The sequence below is a fragment of the Rhodoferax sp. genome, assembly GCF_039922535.1.
In the GTDB taxonomy this organism is placed as follows: domain Bacteria; phylum Pseudomonadota; class Gammaproteobacteria; order Burkholderiales; family Burkholderiaceae_C; genus Rhodoferax_B.
This window is the reverse complement of the sequence record NZ_JBDTEM010000397.1, coordinates 1-15,268: the sequence shown is the minus strand read 5'-3', so window position 1 is coordinate 15,268 and position 15,268 is coordinate 1. Positions and strand designations below refer to the sequence as shown.

Genomic DNA, 15,268 nt, shown 5'->3' with positions numbered 1-15,268 from the left:
GGGCCCATCCCGCCCCCAGCGCCGCGGCGGGTGACACCCGGCAGGTGCAGGCCAAACCCGACGGGGGCGAGGTCATTCTGTGCGGCGGTGCCTTCAACACCCCGCAGTTGCTGATGCTCTCCGGCATCGGCTCCGCCGCCGCCCTGCAGGCCCACGGCATCCCGCTGCGGGTGGACCTGCCCGGCGTAGGCCGCAACCTGCAAGACCGCTACGAGGTGGCTCTGACCCACCGCATGCGCCAGCCCTGGCAGGGGTTGAAAGAGGCACGCTTTACCCGGGGTGATCCGGTGTGGCAGCGCTGGAAGAACGCCCGATCCGGCATGTATGCGGCCAGCGGAGCACTGCTGGGTTTGATCGAAAAATCCAGCCCCGACCAGCCCGAGCCCGACATCTTTTGCATGGCCTTGCCCGCCCGGTTTGAAGGCTACGCGCCGGGCTTTTCTGAGTTGATACGCCAGCACAGCGACAGTTTGACCTGGGCCATCTTGAAAGCCCACACCGCCAACCGCGCAGGCACGGTGACGCTGCGCTCGGCCGACCCGCTGGACCCGCCGCTGGTCAACTTCCGCTATTTTGAAGAAGGCAGCGACGTGGCCGGCACCGATCTGCAGGCTGTCGTGCAGGCCATCCGTGCCGTGCGCCGCCTTACCGCGCCCTTCCTGGCCAGCGGCCTGATCGCCGAAGAATGCCTGCCGGGCCCCCGCCTGCAAAGCGATGCCGAACTGGCCGCATACGTGCGCAACACCGCCTGGGGCCACCACGCGTCCTGCTCCTGCCCCATGGGGCCGGTGGCGGGCGGTGGCGTGCTGGGTCCCGACTTCCGGGTCCACGGCACGCGCGGCCTGCGGGTGGTGGACGCATCGGTGTTTCCGCGCATCCCCGGCTTCTTCATTGCCGCTGCCGTGTACATGGTGGGCGAGAAGGCGGCCGACGTAATCCTTAATTCTTAACCCTTTCACCAGGAGAAAACCATGGCCTACGATGTCACCCAATTGCTGGCAATGAGCCAAACCGAGCTGGACGACCTGTTCCGCGCCAGCCCGCCCGGCGACATCCCCAATGGCTCGGCCAACGGCACGGCCATCATCGCGCCAGGCACCAAGTACACCGAGAGCATCGCCCACCTGATCAACATGTTTGGCTGGCAGGGCAAGGTGTTTGACGCGCAAAAAGGCGTGTTGAAAAACAGGGTGCTGGTGTTCGGCTTCGAGGCCGTGCTGGCCAAGGTCTACAAAGATGCCAGTTGGCTGGACGGCCAGGAATGCATCGTGCTGGACTACTCCGACACCTCGGTCATCGCCCACTACGTCCGCGACGAAATCCGCCTGATCGGCCCTGGCTTTTACCTGGGCAAGGTGTACTGGGCCAAGGACCGGCTGATCGACTTCTGCCTGCAATTTTAGCCACGCTACAGTTTTTGATGCATATTTTGATAGCTGCTAGCGCAGATTGAATCTGCGCTAGCAGCCGATTTAACCCTCAAAATTGGCCTAAAACCCATAACATGACTCCGCAGTCGTATTTCATGGTGGTTGCGCCTTTGGCTGCTGGGCGCGAGGCGGACCTGCGGACGCTGCTGGCCAGCATGAACACCCAGCCCGGCCTGGCCGACCCGCACAACACGCTGCTTCCGTTTGGCCTGTTCACCCAGTTGCACTTTGCCCGCTTTGTGCTGCTGGACGATGCCCTGCAAGCCGACCTGACCACCCTGGGCCTGCCACGGCCCCGCCTGCCCACCACCCTGGCCTTCATGGGCGACTGCGACGGCTCGGCGCACGCCTGTTTGGACCTGATGGCCCAGCGGGCCGGGCCAGGGCTGTGCAGCATCTTCGCCCACTGCGAAGGCTTCGCCCAGGGCAAAGACCTCACGACCTGGATGTTGGCGCATGACCTGCCGTTGGCCGCCACCTACATAAACTGGCGGGGCCGCAGCGTACAGCAGATCCGCGAGGAAAGCACCCTGCAGCAAGCCTTGTCCGCCCGCGTTCTGCAGCATACCGGCAGCGATGCAGCGCGTACCCACCAAGCGCTGCGCAGCTTTGTGGATGCAGAAATCACCGCCGGCCGCCTCGCCCTGAGCCCGCCCGCCCCCACGCCGCTGGGCTGGCAGATCGCCAACCTGGTCCACCTGGTCAGCGTGCCGTTGGTGGGCCTGGTGCTGCTGCCGTTTTTCATCCTGCTGCTGCCCTGGCTGGTGTACGCGCTGCGCCGCCGCGAAACCACCGACCCCACCCTCTGCCCGCGCCCCGACCCGGTGGCGCTGCAAGAACTGCAAGACCTGGAAGACTTTGATGTCAGCAACCAGTACACCGCACTGGGGCCGGTCAAGCCGGGGCGCTTCCGGCGCGGGCTGGTGACGGTGTTGCTGGTGCTGATCGACTACGCCTGCCGCCACGTCTTCACCCGGGGCCACCTGGCGCGGGTGCAAACCATCCACTTCGCCCGCTGGGCCTTTCTGGACGACAAGACCCGCGTGGTCTTCACCAGCCACTACGACGGCAGCCACCAGGGCTATATGGACGACTTCATCAACAAAGTAGCCTGGGGCCTGAACCTGGTGTTTGCCAACGGCATCGGCTGGCCGCGCACCGACTGGCTGATTTTGGGCGGCGCGCGGCACGAGCAGGCATTCAAGTACTACCAGCGCCGCCACCAAATCCCGACCCAGGTTTGGTACAAGGCCTACCCCGGCCTGACCCTGGCCAACCTGCAGCGCAACCAGCGCATCCGCGTCGGGCTGGACAATCCCGCTCCCACCGAAGCAGAGCTGCAAGACTGGCTAAGGCTGCTATGACCATAGAGTTCGACGACATCCAGGGCATCGTCCGCTTTGGCTACAAGCGGCACACCGAAGCCTGCTTTCTGCTGCTGCGCATACAAGACCCGGCCGCTGCCCGCGCCTGGCTGGCCACCGCCCCCGTGGCCAGCGCCGCCACCGCCGACCCACCGCCCGCCACCGTGCTGCAACTGGCCCTGAGCAGCGACGGCCTGCGCGCGTTGGGCGTCGCCGAGGCCACCGTGCAGGGCTTTTCCAGCGAATTCACCGTGGGGATGGCAAGCGATGCCAACCGCGCCCGCCGCCTGGGCGATGCCGGGGCCAACGCGCCCAGCCAGTGGCAATGGGGCATGGGTGCCCGCACGCCGCATGTACTGCTGATGCTCTACGCCTTGCCCGGCCACCTGGCGGCCTGGCAGGCCCAGATCGAGGCCGCATCTGCAGCGGGCTTTGTCCTCCTGGCCTGCCTGCCGTGTGCCGACCTGGGCGACGCAGAGCCCTTTGGATTCAAAGACGGCATCTCCCAGCCCGCGCTGGACTGGGACCGCACCCGCCCCGCCGTGGATGCCGAGCAAACCACCTACAGCAACCTCAGTTGCCTGGGTGAAACCCTGCTGGGCTACCCCAACGAATACGGCGGCTACACCGACCGTCCCCTGCTGCCGCCCCATCCCCAGTTGCCGCGCGCCGAAGATGTCCCGGAGCAGGCCGACCTGGGCCGCAACGGCAGCTACCTGGTGCTGCGCCAGTTAGAGCAGGACGTAGCAGGCTTCTGGCAATGGGTGGACGCTGCCGCCCAGCACGACCCGGTGGCCCGGGACACGCTGGCCGCCACCCTGGTAGGGCGCACGCGGGACGGCACGCCGCTGGCCGATGCCCCGCCCGGTGATCCCAACGCCTTTACCTATGCCGCCGACCCGCGCGGCAGCCGCTGTCCGCTGGGGGCCCACGTGCGCCGCGCCAACCCGCGCACCGCCGACCTGCCGCCAGGCGAGCCCGGTGTCATCGGCTGGCTGACGCGCACCCTGGGCTTCGATGCCCCGGCCCTGGCCCTGGACCGCGTGGCCTCCACCCGCTTCCACCGCCTGCTGCGCCGGGGGCGCGAGTACCGTGGCAGCGAGACCGGGCTCTATTTCGTTTGCCTGGGTGCCAACATCGCCCGGCAGTTTGAATTTGTACAGGCCGCCTGGCTCAACGCGCCGCAGTTTGCCGGGCTGCACGGCGAAACCGATCCGCTGGTGGGCACGCGCGAGCCGGACCGTGCTGACTTTTCTATTCCCCAGCCCACCGGGCCCGACCAGCGCATCACCGGCCTGCCGCAGTTCGTCACCGTGCGCGGCGGGGCCTATTTCTTCCTGCCCGGCATCCGCGCCCTGCGGTATTTAGGAACAGCATGACCACCTCCAACACCAGCCGCCCGGTGCCCCGCGCCAACACCGGGTCGGCGCTGCGCAATTGGCTGTCGGACACCTCGCTGGCGTTGATCCAGCTGGAGCGCCGCTTCGACCCGTTTGTGCGCCCGGCTTTCGAGGCACTGTTGCTAGAGCCGCTGACCCGCCTGACCACGGCCCTCATCAACGCCCAGCGCCCCAACGAGGGCATGCAAATCGCCGAAGAGCGCATCCAGCCGGGTGAGGAGGCCTGCGTGGATTCCATCATCCAGAGCTTCCAGGAACAGATGCGCGCGCTGTGGAAACCCGGCGGCTTCGAGCGCGGCGGCAACACCAAAACCCAAGGCATCGTGCGGGCCGAGTTCATCGTCCACCCCGACCTGCCCGCCCACCTGCGCCACGGCATTTACGCCACGCCGCGCAGCTACCCAGCCTGGGTGCGGTTCTCGGGCCCCGGCCCCTACGTCACGCCCGACATCGACGACGTGGGCTTCATGAGCATCAGCGTCAAGCTGATGGACGTGCCCGGCCCCAAGCTGATGGAAGAAGAAAAGTTCACCCAGGACATGTTTGGCGTGTCGCCCCCCACCTTCGTCACCCCGGACGTCATGGCCAATGCCCAGCTTCAAAAGGAAAGCCTGAAGAACGCGCAGATCTTCTACTTCCTCAACCTGCAGCGCCCGCACTTTCTGGACATGGTGATGCAAGCCCTGTGGACCAAAACCCAGAGCAGTCCGCTCGAAGCCCCCTACTTCAGCTGCGTGCCCTACCTGCTGGGCACGGGCCAGGCGATGCAGTATTCGTTCTGGCCCAAAACCAAGCACCGCACCCCCATCCCCCGGCTGCCGCTGCGCCCACCCGACGACTACCTGCGCAACGCCATGGTGGCATCCCTGGCCGCAGGCGATGTGGAGCTGGATGTGCGCCTGCAACTGCAAACCGACCCGCACCTCATGCCCATCGAAAACGCCGGCGTGCTCTGGCCCGAGCGCCTGTCTCCCCGCATCTCCGCCGCCACCCTGCGCATCCCGCAGCAGCAGTTCGATTCCCCGGCGCAGATGGAATTTGCCAAACGCCTGTCCTACAACCCCTGGCACAGCATCGCCGAGCACCGCCCCTTGGGCAACCAGAGCCGGGCCCGGCAGCGGATGTACTACGAGCTGTCCAAGCTGCGCCACCAGATGAATGCGGTGCCGCACTTTGAGCCGGTGGGGGGTGAAATTTTTTGAGCGAGTCCACCGTACCCCAACCCTGGAAAGACCCTATAGCCGAATCACCGAAAAAGTCGAACTTTGAACTCAGCGTTGAATTGACCAAGGCTCTCGCCTGGCCTTTGCTCGCGGTTGTCGCTTTGGCATCGTTCTGGTCGCCGCTACAGCGCACTGCGGATCTGGTGCCCGCCTTGGTCGGTCGTTCGGACACCATCACGATCGCTGGGCTGTCCTTGAAGATTGGGCAAAACCTGCACAGCCAGGCATCGCCCGAGGTGCGGGAAACTCTCGCGCACCTCTCCAAAGCGGGGGTCGAACGGATTTTGGAAATGGGCGAGTCCAGCTACTGGAACAAAGATGCCGGGTCGCGTGGCCAAGAAGTAAATGCAGAACTGATCAAGTTGGGCCTGGTGGTGGAAATTGCGCAGTCCGAGCTGGATGCGCGCAACCAGCGTGAAGGACGCAGCTATGGCTATGCCGTGAAACGGTCTGCACTGGGTGAGCAGACCCAAGCATTTCTTCGCTCGGTAGTCGCAGAGTTTGTGCAAGAGCTGCCCAAAGATCCCAAGCCTTGAGGCCGCCACCTTGCACACGTAAAAAAAGCCCGCAGCACCCAAAGGTCCTGCGGACTTTTTTACGTTCGGACTCTATTGCTTGATGCCGCTCAGCAAGGCCAGCAAAGAGCCGCCATTCGGGCTACCCAGGCCGGTGCTGGCATCGTAGCCAGTGGTGGCGGCGCAGGTGGTGCAGCTGCCGTTGGCACCCTTGGTCACATCCAGGAAGGCCTGGCTGTAGGAGTTGGCGTTGGGCAGCACGTTCAGGTACAGGGCGTTTTGCACGCTGGCCAGTACCGGCAAGTTGACCAGGGCGCGCTGTGCGCTGGCGATAGCCAGCAAGGCCGCCCACTCGGGTGCGGCAATGCTAGTGCCGCCACCCGACATGAAGCCAAACGCGCTGCCAGGCACCGTGATGCCTACGTACTGGCCGGTGTAGGGATCTGAATCCGATGACACGTCGGCTACACGGCGCTTGGTAATGGTTTTGGACAGGGCGGCCTGGTAGGCGGGCACGGCGGTATAGGCACTGGTGCCACCACCGGTGCCCGACCACACGGTTTCGGTGCGGGTGGTTCCATTGAAGCTCAGCGACGTGCCGCCAGTGGCGAGCACCTTGGTGGACACGGCGGGCCAGTTGACCGCCGAACCCGAGTCGCCGGTGGAGGCGGTGTACTGCATGCCCTTGCCCTGGAACAGGCTGTCTACCGAGGCGGTCCAGTTGCCTTCACCGGCGCCAAAACTCATGCTGACCACGCCTGAGCCCATGGCATTGGACACCGTGATAGCGTTGGCCAAGGCCGACAGCGATGCGGATGTGGCCTCGACAAGGATGATGCGGGCCAGCGGCGCGATGGCATGGGCCGACTCCACATCCATAGCGATTTCGGCGGCCCAGCCCGCGTTGTAGGCCGGTGCCACCGAGGTACGGCCCGAAGTGGCTGCGGCATACACCACGCTGAAGGTGCAACCCGCCGTGGCGCTGGCGGCGGCCAAAGGGAGTGCCGCTGTCGCCGAGATCGCCACGTTGGTGCAGGTAGGCAGACTCAGGCGGGCACTGTAGTTGTTCAGGTCGGCAAAAGCATTCGGGTTGTGGTACGCGTCCACCAAGTAGATGGTTTGGCCTGCGCCCAGGGCCGCACGGGCGGCTGCTGTAGAGACCACACCCGCAGCCGACACGGCGGGCAATTTGTAGGCGGCACGGATCTGGGCCGGGGTGTAGACGGTAACCACCGAAGCGGCACGCGCGCTCATTTGTGACGCGGGGGTAGTCGCCAGCAGCCGCCGGGCTTCCATCGCTTCGGTCGCTACGGTCTGGGGCAGCAGGCGGGCCGTGGCCATGCCTTCCATGGCGGGCAACACCGTTTCGGTGCGCACCGTGTCGGTATCGCTGGGCACCAGCGACGGGTCACTGATGTCCACCGGAGCCATGTGGAACGTGGGCAAAACCTCGGTATTCACATCGGCCAGCAGGGCTACAGCGTCCACCGTTTCCGCAGAAGAGGAAACCGCAACGTCCGAAGAGCCACCGCCACAAGCACCCAGCGCCAGCAGGGCCAACACCGACAGGCCGCCCGCAGCGGTGCGTGCAAAAGAACCAGAAAAAGGGGTGGGTACCAACATGTCGTCACCTTTCAATGTAAAAAACACAAAGGGCGGCAGCGGACAGAATGGAGTTTGACGTAACCCTGTCCGGTAACCCCGCTAGCATGGTGCTGGTGTGCAGCACCGAAGCCCGGTGGCTTTGCGTCCCCGGCTTTCGCCAGGTTTGCCCTTGTCAGATTCGCTTCAAAGAAGCCGCCTCGCTGACTGCGGCTGCCAAAGTGCACGAATGTTTGTTTGGCAACGGCGCAATTGTTTCACAAAAGTAACAAATACCGTGGGCAAATGTCACGGTCTGGCGGCTTCTACAATCGCGCCCCTTTCTTTGCCTACTTTGCACTTTCCCCATGAACATCACGGTTAACGACGACTTGCTGGCCTATATCGACCCGCTCACCCCTGACGAGCACGCTGCGCTGGAACGCAGCATCCTGGCCGAGGGCTGCCGCGACGCGCTGGTGCTGTGGGGCGATGTGCTAGTAGACGGGCACAACCGCTACGGTATTTGCAGCGCGCACAAGATTCCCTTCAACACGGTGCAGAACACCGCCTTCCAGACGCTGGACGATGTGCACTTGTGGATGATCGACCAGCACCTGGGGCGGCGCAGCGTGTCAGATTTCCAGCGCGGCGTGCTGGCCCTGCGCAAAAAAGACATCCTGGCCGGGCGCGAGCAGCCCACCCAAACCGAAGCCCCCGCCAGCGCCACCGCACCGTGGGAGGAATCTGCCACGCCCACCGCCGCAGCCCCCGCCGCCGAGCCCGCGCTGACCCGCGAGGCGCTGGCCAAGTCGGCGCGCATCAGCAACAGCACCTTCACGCAGATCGAGAAGATCCAGAAATCGGCCACGCCCGAGCTGGTGGCGGCGGTGAAGTCCGGCACCATCTCCATCAACACTGCGGCCACCGTGGCCTCGCTGCCGGTGGAGGCGCAAATGGCCGCTGCCGCCGGGGGCAAGAAAGAGCTGCAACAGGCCGCCCGCCAGGTACGCGCCGCCAAGGCCGTGGAGCGCACCGAGCCCGATTCGCCCGAAGGCATCATCGCCCGCCTGAAGCAAACCGTGGCCGAACTGACGGCGGAGAACGCAGCACTGCGGGCGCAGTTGGCCGAGATGATGGCCTGACAGGATTTAAGCCAAATCGGGCTCCAGCGCAGGCAGCACCTGCGCTAGCAGCTATGGGTTAAATAGCAAATAGCAAACAAGCGCATCAGCCTGCCAGCTCTCGGGCCTGCTGCAACAGGCTGGCGGCGATCTTTAGCTCCGACTCCAGCCATTCGCGGAACGCCAGCAGCGGCGGCCAGTCCCGGTGCTCTGGCGGGTACACCAGCCAGTACGCGTCGTAGGCCTCGGTGGCCAAGGCCAGGGGCGAGAGCTGCACCAGCCGCCCGGCACGCAGCGCGTCGGCAGCCACCAGCTCGCGGCCCAGCGCGATGCCCAGGCCTTGCTCGGTGGCCTGCAGCATCAACCCCATGTCGTTAAACACCGCCACCGGCTGGATACGGCAGGGATGGCCGGCCAAGGCAAACCAGGCCTCCCAGCATTCGCTGGTGCCCAGCAAGGGCTCGTGGACCCAACTGGCCGGGTCGCTGCCCGCCAGGCGCTGGGCCATGGCCGGGTTGGCCAACACCACCTGCTGGGAATCGATCAGGCGGCTGCCTTCCAGGCCGCGCCATGGCCCCTTGCCTTGGCGCACCGCCGCGTGGAAGCCCTCGCGCGGCAGGTCCATGGCCTGCTGCGAGGTGTGCAGCTCTACCGCAACGCCGGGGTGCAAGGCCCGCCAATGCGCCATGCGCGGCATCAGCCAGTGCTGGGCAAACGACGGCGACACGGTGAGGCGCAAACGCTGGTCGGTGCCGGTGGCTGCCACGGCCGCAGCGCGCATGCCCTCGTCGATCTGGGCCAGGGCGGGCTCTACCGCTTGCAACAGCGCGGCCCCGGCGGCATTCAGCACCACGCGGCGGCCGCGTCGGTCAAACAGCAAAAAGCCCAGTTGCTCTTCCAGCAAGCGAATCTGCTGGCTGACCGCACTGTGCGTGAGGTGCAGTTGCTCACCCGCCGCGCGCAGGTTGGCCAGTGTGGCCACGGCGCGGAAGGTGGGCAGGGTTTGCAGGGGAATACGGGACATGCTGGTAAGTATAAGCAACCAGTCTTGGCAGAAATGAGCGCTTTTATTCGGCGAATTGGATGGATAAGCTTACCAGCAATCCTTTTGACTGCGTGCCATGACTTCCTCACCCCTGACATTGAAACAACCTCTTGCATGGCGCACCAGCGCCGATCTGCTGGCCCGGCTGTGGCAGCGCTGTACGCGCCGTAGCCCGCCTGACACCGTGCCCGTGGGTGCACTCGGCAACCACCTGCTGCGCGACATGGATGCCTTTGGCCAGGTGCACGGGCAGGCGCGGGAGCACAGCGAACTGGCCCGCTATGACCGGCAACAAGCGCGGCGTGGGGCAGGCTTCAAAATTTAAAAGAAAACTGGCTCCAGCGCATGTGGCACCTGCGCTGGCAGCTATCAAAACAGGAGTCCTTCTGAAACCTTAGTACACCGAAGCAGGGTTGTCATGGGCTCCATACACCCGCACGCAGTCGCGCCCGTGGGACTTGGCCGCGTACATAGCGACATCGGCGTTGCGCAGCAATGTGTCGGCATCCAGCCCGGCATCGGGGTACAGGGCCACGCCGATGGATGCGCCCACCAGCAACTGGTGCGACTCAATCTCCATGTCGCGGCCTATGCCTTCGAGCAGGCGGTGGGCCAGGCCCAGCGCCTGCTCGAAGCGTTCCACCTTGCACTGCAGCACGGCAAATTCGTCGCCCCCCATACGGGCCACCACATCGCCATCGCGGGCCACGGCGCGCATGCGGTCGGCAAGCAGCGCCAGCACTTTGTCGCCAATGGCGTGGCCGTAGTTGTCGTTGATGGGCTTGAAGCGGTCGATGTCGATGAAGTGCACGGCAAAGCCCACGGCGCCCGGTTCTGCGGCCACGGTGGCGGCGGCCAGGCTCTCCAGAAACACCTCGCGGTTGACCAGCGCGGTCAGGCCGTCATGGCGGGCCACATGGCGGATGCGTTCTTCGGCATGGCGGCGCTCGGTGATGTCGGTGTAGGTGCGCAGCACGCCGCCGCCCGCAATCGGCATGCTGTGGATTTCCAGCACCCGGCCATCGCGGCGTTTGCGGTCGTAGGCGTAGGGCCGGTTGAAGATGTCGCCGGTGCGCACAGCGGTAAGCACCTCTTCCGGCACGTGGGCCAGTTCGCCCGCGGCCAATTGGTAGTCGGTCAGCGCGTCCAGCGTGGGGCGGCTGTCCAGCAGGCTTTGGGGCAGGTTCAGCAGCTCCCGGGCACGCCGGTTGCACACCACCACCACGCGGTCGGCGTTGACCATCATCACGCCCTGGTCCATGTTGGCCAGCGTGGCTTCCAGCAGGGCCGATTTTTCTTGCAGGATGGCCTCGCTTTCGCGGGCGCGGCGCTCGGCCACCTGCAGTTGCTCTTGCTGGCGCTTGAGCATGGTGATGTCCACATGGGCCCAAAAGCCTTTGCCGTCTGGGCTGCGCTGCCCGATGACCCGGCTGCAGCGGGCACCGGGCAGCGGCAGTTCAAACGGCGCACCGGTAAAGCGGGTGTACTCCGACAGGGTCAGCAGACCCGCCTCGAACAGCGCCGGACTCTGCGACTCCTGGCCTTGCCAGGCGGTGCGGTAAGCCCATTCCAGGTGCGCGCCGATGGCGGCCGTGCGGTTGGGCAGACCGTACATCTGCTCAAACGGCCCGTTGGCCCGGAGGATGCGGTCGTCGGCCCCGGTGACCATCACGCCGTCGGGCACGTGGTCGAACAGCGCTGCGCCGTCGATGGCGGTGGTAGCCAGAATGGTCGGACCCTGCGGGTCGGTAGCCGAAGTGTGGGCCTGCCAGATGCGGATGCGGCCAATGCCGGGCAAGGGCAGCGACGACACCCACAAGCGCACACCCAGGTGTTCCAAGGCGTAGGGCCGGTTTTGGGCACGGTGGCGGGCGATACCGGCGTCAATGTACTGGTCGATCTTCGCCAGTTCGTCGCCTACCAGCCGCCCCTGGTAGAAGCGCCGCAGGTTGGCGCGGTAGGGTTCGCCAACGTAGACGTGGTGGGTATGTTCAGGGAAGAACCGGAAAAAGCAGCGGTTCCACAGCAGGCAGTTGTCGTCATCGTCAAACACACAGACCGCCAGGCCCAGGCTGTCCAGGCTGTCGGCCACCGAGCGCAGCAGCGCCAAGCCCTCAGCCATGGTGGCTACCCGTCGCGGCCATGGTTCGCAGCACACCATGGCGAAATGCAAGCCCGCTGTCGGCCGGGGGACTGCCGGGCTGGGAGGGAGTCGCTAACTGCTTCATCAAGCGGGTCCTCGGTGACGTTAACGGACTGGTTCGTATTGGTCGGTGCCCATGGCTGTACCGATTCCAAAATGTAGCCGAATCCGGTGCCAACCCGGGCTTGCGCAGCCCGGAAAATGCTACATTTTTTACACCTTAATTTATACAAAAAATAGGCTGCCAGCGCAGGTAGCAACTGCGCTGGCAGCTGTATTTTAAATAGCAAACTTCTTACACATTCTGCTCTTGTCGCTGCAGGGGCGGGTACAGAGCTACATCCACCCCGCTCCACTTGCCCACCGGCTTGGGCAGCAGGGGCACATCAGGCGTCGGACCCCTCTCTGCCACTGTTTGTGGGTTGGGCGCTATTTGCAATCGATTTAGGCGTGCGGCGGCGGCACACGCTGCCACAATGTCTGCAGGCGTACACATTTAGAAACGATTGACGCGAACGCAGTGGCAACGAATTTGCACCGCAACCGGCAGCTCTACAGATCGTAAGCATGACTGAATCCGACACCCCTGGCCTGCTGGCCCGTATCCGCCATTCCCTGGCTCCGTACGAAGCAGAGGAACCGTTGGCGGCCAGTTTTCGGGCCCAGCAACTGCAGGCCATGCTGCGGCTCACGCCGCTGTCCATGCTGGTCAACCTGTTCAATGCCAGCTTCATCCTCTACCGCATGGCGGACCAGGCCCAGTGGCTCTGGGGCTGGTTGCTGGTACTGGTGTTTTTTGCCTTTCAGGGCCTGGCCGCCTGGTACCGCGTACAGCGCCGTGGTATGCGGTCAACCGCCTCGCGCAAGGCCATGCAACGGGCCTTGCAGCATGCGTTGATACTGGGCGCGTTATGGGGTGCCTTACCCGCACTGCTGCTGTCCGAAGTCAGCTTGCAGGACCAGCACATGCTGCTCATCATCTGCTGCGGCATGATCTGCGCGGGTGGTTTTGCGCTGGTGACGGTACCGGCAGCGGCCAATGCCTATGTGCTGGCCATGGCGGCAGGCTCCATGATCGGCCTGCTGCACACCGACTTGCCCGGCGCCGAAATATTGGTCTGCCTGCTGCTGGTCTACAGCGTGGTGGTGGTGGCATCGGTGCAGGTAATGGCCAAATCCTATGGTTCGCGGTTGGTGGCCGAGGCCGATGCGGCGCACAAGCAACAGATCGTCGGCCTGCTGCTGCGCGACTTTGAAGAAAACTCCAGCGACTTCCTGTGGGAACTGGCCCCCAGCGGCCAGCTAGGCCACGCCTCTGGCAGGCTTAACCGGGCCCTGCAGTTCGACCCGCAGCGGGACGCGGCGCTGGGCCTGGCAGCGCTGATTGGCCGCACCTACGAGGCCGCCGCCGTGGCCCCTGACCATGCCATCGGCTACCTCGAAAAGCTACAAAAAGCCCTGTCCACCCCCATGCCGTTCCGCGACCTGCTGGTCCCCGTGGTCATCCACGGCACGCTGCGCTGGTGGGCGCTGACCGCCAAACCGGTAGAGGCCCCCGGCCAGGACGCGCCAGGTTGGCGCGGGGTGGGCGCCGATGTCACCGACCGCAAGCACGCCGAGGACGAGATGCACCGGCTGGCCCACTTCGATGCCCTCACCGGTCTGGCCAACCGCCGCCACTTCCAGCACCGCCTGCAGCAGCTGTGCGGCCACGACGGCAGCCCACCCGGCAGCGCCGCCCTGCTGTGCATCGACATGGACAACTTCAAGCGCGTCAACGATGCCTACGGCCATGCCAACGGCGACCTGCTGCTGAAGGCCGTGGCCCAGCGCATGACCAGCACCATCCGCGGCCGCGACCTGGTGGCCCGGCTGGGCGGTGACGAGTTCGCCATCCTGCTGGACGGTGTGACCCAGGTGGACGAGGCCCGCTGCTTCGCCGACCGGCTGATGCAGGCCATCGAGCAGCCTTGTGACCTGTCGGGCATCAGCTTCACGCCGCACACCAGCATGGGCATCGCGTTTCTGCCGCGCGACGGCCAGCGGCCCGACACCATCCTGCACCATGCCGATCTGGCGCTGTACGAAGCCAAGACGCGGGGCCGCCGACAGGCGCAGTTCTTCTCCCTGGCCATGGACCAGAAAGCCCAGCGCCGCATCGCACTGGAAGATGGCTTGCGCCACGCATTGGCGCAGAACGCCATGCACCTGGTGTACCAGCCGCAGATCTCGCTGCGCAGCCACCACATCACCGGGGTCGAGGCCTTGCTGCGCTGGTCCAGCCCGCACTTTGGCCATGTGTCACCGGCCGAGTTCATCCCCATTGCCGAAGAAGCCGGACTAATACGTGACATCGGCCTGTGGGTGTTAGAGACTGCCTGCAACGCCGCCCAGCAGTTACCGGCCGGGCTGCTGATGGCCGTCAACCTGTCGGCTTGCCAGTTTGACGACGCGCTGCTGGTCGACAAGATATTGGAGGTGGTGGCCCGCAGCGGCGTGCCGGCCCAGCGGCTGGAGCTGGAGATCACCGAATCGGTGTTCTTGCGGGATACCGAAGATGTGCTGACCGCCCTGCACCGTCTGCGTGCCGCCGGTATGCGCATTGCGCTGGACGACTTTGGCACCGGCTATTCATCGCTGGCCTATCTACGCAGCTTTCCGTTCAACAAGCTCAAGATCGACCGCGCATTTGTCATGGCCATCCACCAAAGCCCCGAGTCCGAAGCCATCGTCCGCTCGGTGATCGACCTGGCCAGCGCCCTGCACATGGAAACCACGGCCGAGGGCATAGAAACCGCCGATGAGGCGGCCCTGCTCACCCAGCTGGCCTGCACCACCGGCCAGGGCTACCACTTTGCCCGGCCGATGGCGCTGGACGCCGTGCAGGCCTTGCTGCAAGACGCACCCTAGACACGCTAGCCAGCATTTTTGCCAACCCGCGCCTCGGGTTCGCACGGCGCACTCAATATCTGTTTTTCTGGTGTCCCATGGCGTTTTACTGTATATTTAAACAGTAAAATACGCCACACACCATGGACCTGAACCGCAAGCTCGCCATCCTCGCCGATGCCGCCAAATACGACGCCTCTTGCGCCTCCAGCGGCACGCTGAAACGCGACTCGGTGGGCGGGCGCGGCATAGGCTCTACCGAGGGCGCGGGCATCTGCCACAGCTACGCGCCGGATGGCCGCTGCATCTCGCTGCTGAAGATTTTGCTGACCAATTACTGCGTCTACGACTGCCTGTACTGCATCAACCGCGTCAGCAGCAATGTGGACCGGGCGCGCTTTCGCATCGACGAAGTGGTGCAGCTCACGCTGGACTTTTACCGGCGCAATTGCATCGAAGGGCTGTTCCTCAGCTCGGGCATCATCCGCAGCCCCGACTACACCATGGAGCGCGTGGTCGAAGTGGCCCGCGTGCTGCGCGAAGAGCACGACTTT

At 64.9% G+C, this 15,268-nt stretch carries 12 protein-coding genes, 1 pseudogene and 1 riboswitch; of the genes and pseudogenes, 10 read left to right on the top strand and 3 right to left on the bottom strand.

The window, feature by feature from the left end; translation table 11 throughout:
* From ABI213_RS18840 to ABI213_RS18815, 6 genes are all read left to right on the top strand, one after another.
* Positions 1-950 (top strand): GMC oxidoreductase (locus ABI213_RS18840; RefSeq protein WP_348028227.1); only part of this gene is annotated, 950 nt, incomplete at its 5' end.
* A gap of 21 nt (positions 951-971) precedes the next feature.
* Positions 972-1,403, top strand: a complete 432-nt coding sequence (locus ABI213_RS18835) for a hypothetical protein (RefSeq protein WP_348008642.1) — start codon at positions 972-974, stop codon at positions 1,401-1,403.
* A gap of 101 nt (positions 1,404-1,504) precedes the next feature.
* On the top strand, positions 1,505-2,794 hold the full coding sequence (locus ABI213_RS18830; RefSeq protein WP_348008641.1) for a hypothetical protein: 1,290 nt from the start codon (positions 1,505-1,507) through the stop codon (positions 2,792-2,794).
* The gene (locus ABI213_RS18825; protein ID WP_348008640.1) at positions 2,791-4,173 is read left to right on the top strand and encodes a hypothetical protein; all 1,383 of its coding nucleotides are present in this window, start codon (positions 2,791-2,793) and stop codon (positions 4,171-4,173) included. Before ABI213_RS18830 ends, ABI213_RS18825 begins: the two co-directional genes overlap by 4 nt.
* The gene (locus ABI213_RS18820) at positions 4,170-5,396 is read left to right on the top strand and encodes a catalase family protein (protein WP_348008639.1); all 1,227 of its coding nucleotides are present in this window, start codon (positions 4,170-4,172) and stop codon (positions 5,394-5,396) included. The genes ABI213_RS18825 and ABI213_RS18820 overlap by 4 nt, the downstream gene beginning before the upstream one ends.
* A gap of 80 nt (positions 5,397-5,476) precedes the next feature.
* Complete coding sequence (locus tag ABI213_RS18815) at positions 5,477-5,953, top strand: hypothetical protein (RefSeq protein ID WP_348028225.1); 477 nt, start codon at positions 5,477-5,479, stop codon at positions 5,951-5,953.
* 72 nt (positions 5,954-6,025) lie between these two features.
* Here the strand turns inward: ABI213_RS18815 and ABI213_RS18810 are convergent, their stop codons facing one another.
* Positions 6,026-7,555 carry a S53 family peptidase gene (locus ABI213_RS18810; protein WP_348008637.1) on the bottom strand — a complete coding sequence of 510 codons (1,530 nt, stop codon included), beginning with the start codon at positions 7,553-7,555 and terminating at the stop codon, positions 6,026-6,028.
* Between the two features lie 68 nt (positions 7,556-7,623).
* Positions 7,624-7,715, bottom strand: a riboswitch (cyclic di-GMP riboswitch).
* 166 nt (positions 7,716-7,881) lie between these two features.
* Here ABI213_RS18810 and ABI213_RS18805 point away from each other — a divergent pair.
* On the top strand, positions 7,882-8,658 hold the full coding sequence (locus ABI213_RS18805; protein WP_348008636.1) for a hypothetical protein: 777 nt from the start codon (positions 7,882-7,884) through the stop codon (positions 8,656-8,658).
* Between the two features lie 85 nt (positions 8,659-8,743).
* Here the strand turns inward: ABI213_RS18805 and ABI213_RS18800 are convergent, their stop codons facing one another.
* Positions 8,744-9,673 (bottom strand): LysR substrate-binding domain-containing protein, encoded by a 930-nt coding sequence (locus ABI213_RS18800; RefSeq protein ID WP_348008654.1) that lies wholly within the window; start codon positions 9,671-9,673, stop codon positions 8,744-8,746.
* Between the two features lie 106 nt (positions 9,674-9,779).
* On the opposite strand from ABI213_RS18800, the gene ABI213_RS18795 reads away from it, so the two are divergent.
* On the top strand, positions 9,780-10,007 hold the full coding sequence (locus tag ABI213_RS18795) for a hypothetical protein (protein ID WP_348028223.1): 228 nt from the start codon (positions 9,780-9,782) through the stop codon (positions 10,005-10,007).
* 69 nt (positions 10,008-10,076) lie between these two features.
* Here ABI213_RS18795 and ABI213_RS18790 read toward each other — a convergent pair whose 3' ends face one another.
* Positions 10,077-11,804, bottom strand: coding sequence for a PAS-domain containing protein (locus ABI213_RS18790; protein WP_348028221.1), 1,728 nt, complete (start codon positions 11,802-11,804; stop codon positions 10,077-10,079).
* Positions 11,805-12,392: 588 nt separating this feature from the next.
* On the opposite strand from ABI213_RS18790, the gene ABI213_RS18785 reads away from it, so the two are divergent.
* Together ABI213_RS18785 and ABI213_RS18780 are read left to right on the top strand one after the other, a co-directional pair.
* Entirely contained in the window at positions 12,393-14,735 is a 2,343-nt protein-coding gene (locus ABI213_RS18785; RefSeq protein WP_348028219.1) for an EAL domain-containing protein, read from the top strand.
* A 122-nt stretch (positions 14,736-14,857) separates the two neighbouring features.
* A pseudogene (locus ABI213_RS18780) lies at positions 14,858-15,268 on the top strand (biotin synthase); the annotation flags it as partial.

Excerpts from the sequence above, each read along its gene's own strand:
- ABI213_RS18835 (WP_348008642.1), top strand. The coding sequence starts at position 972 with ATGGCCTACGATGTCACCCAATTGCTGGCAATGAGCCAAACCGAGCTG.
- ABI213_RS18830 (WP_348008641.1), top strand. The coding sequence starts at position 1,505 with ATGACTCCGCAGTCGTATTTCATGGTGGTTGCGCCTTTGGCTGCTGGG.
- ABI213_RS18825 (WP_348008640.1), top strand. The coding sequence starts at position 2,791 with ATGACCATAGAGTTCGACGACATCCAGGGCATCGTCCGCTTTGGCTAC.
- ABI213_RS18820 (WP_348008639.1), top strand. The coding sequence starts at position 4,170 with ATGACCACCTCCAACACCAGCCGCCCGGTGCCCCGCGCCAACACCGGG.
- ABI213_RS18810 (WP_348008637.1), bottom strand. The coding sequence starts at position 7,555 with ATGTTGGTACCCACCCCTTTTTCTGGTTCTTTTGCACGCACCGCTGCG.
- ABI213_RS18805 (WP_348008636.1), top strand. The coding sequence starts at position 7,882 with ATGAACATCACGGTTAACGACGACTTGCTGGCCTATATCGACCCGCTC.
- ABI213_RS18790 (WP_348028221.1), bottom strand. The coding sequence starts at position 11,804 with ATGGCTGAGGGCTTGGCGCTGCTGCGCTCGGTGGCCGACAGCCTGGAC.
- ABI213_RS18785 (WP_348028219.1), top strand. The coding sequence starts at position 12,393 with ATGACTGAATCCGACACCCCTGGCCTGCTGGCCCGTATCCGCCATTCC.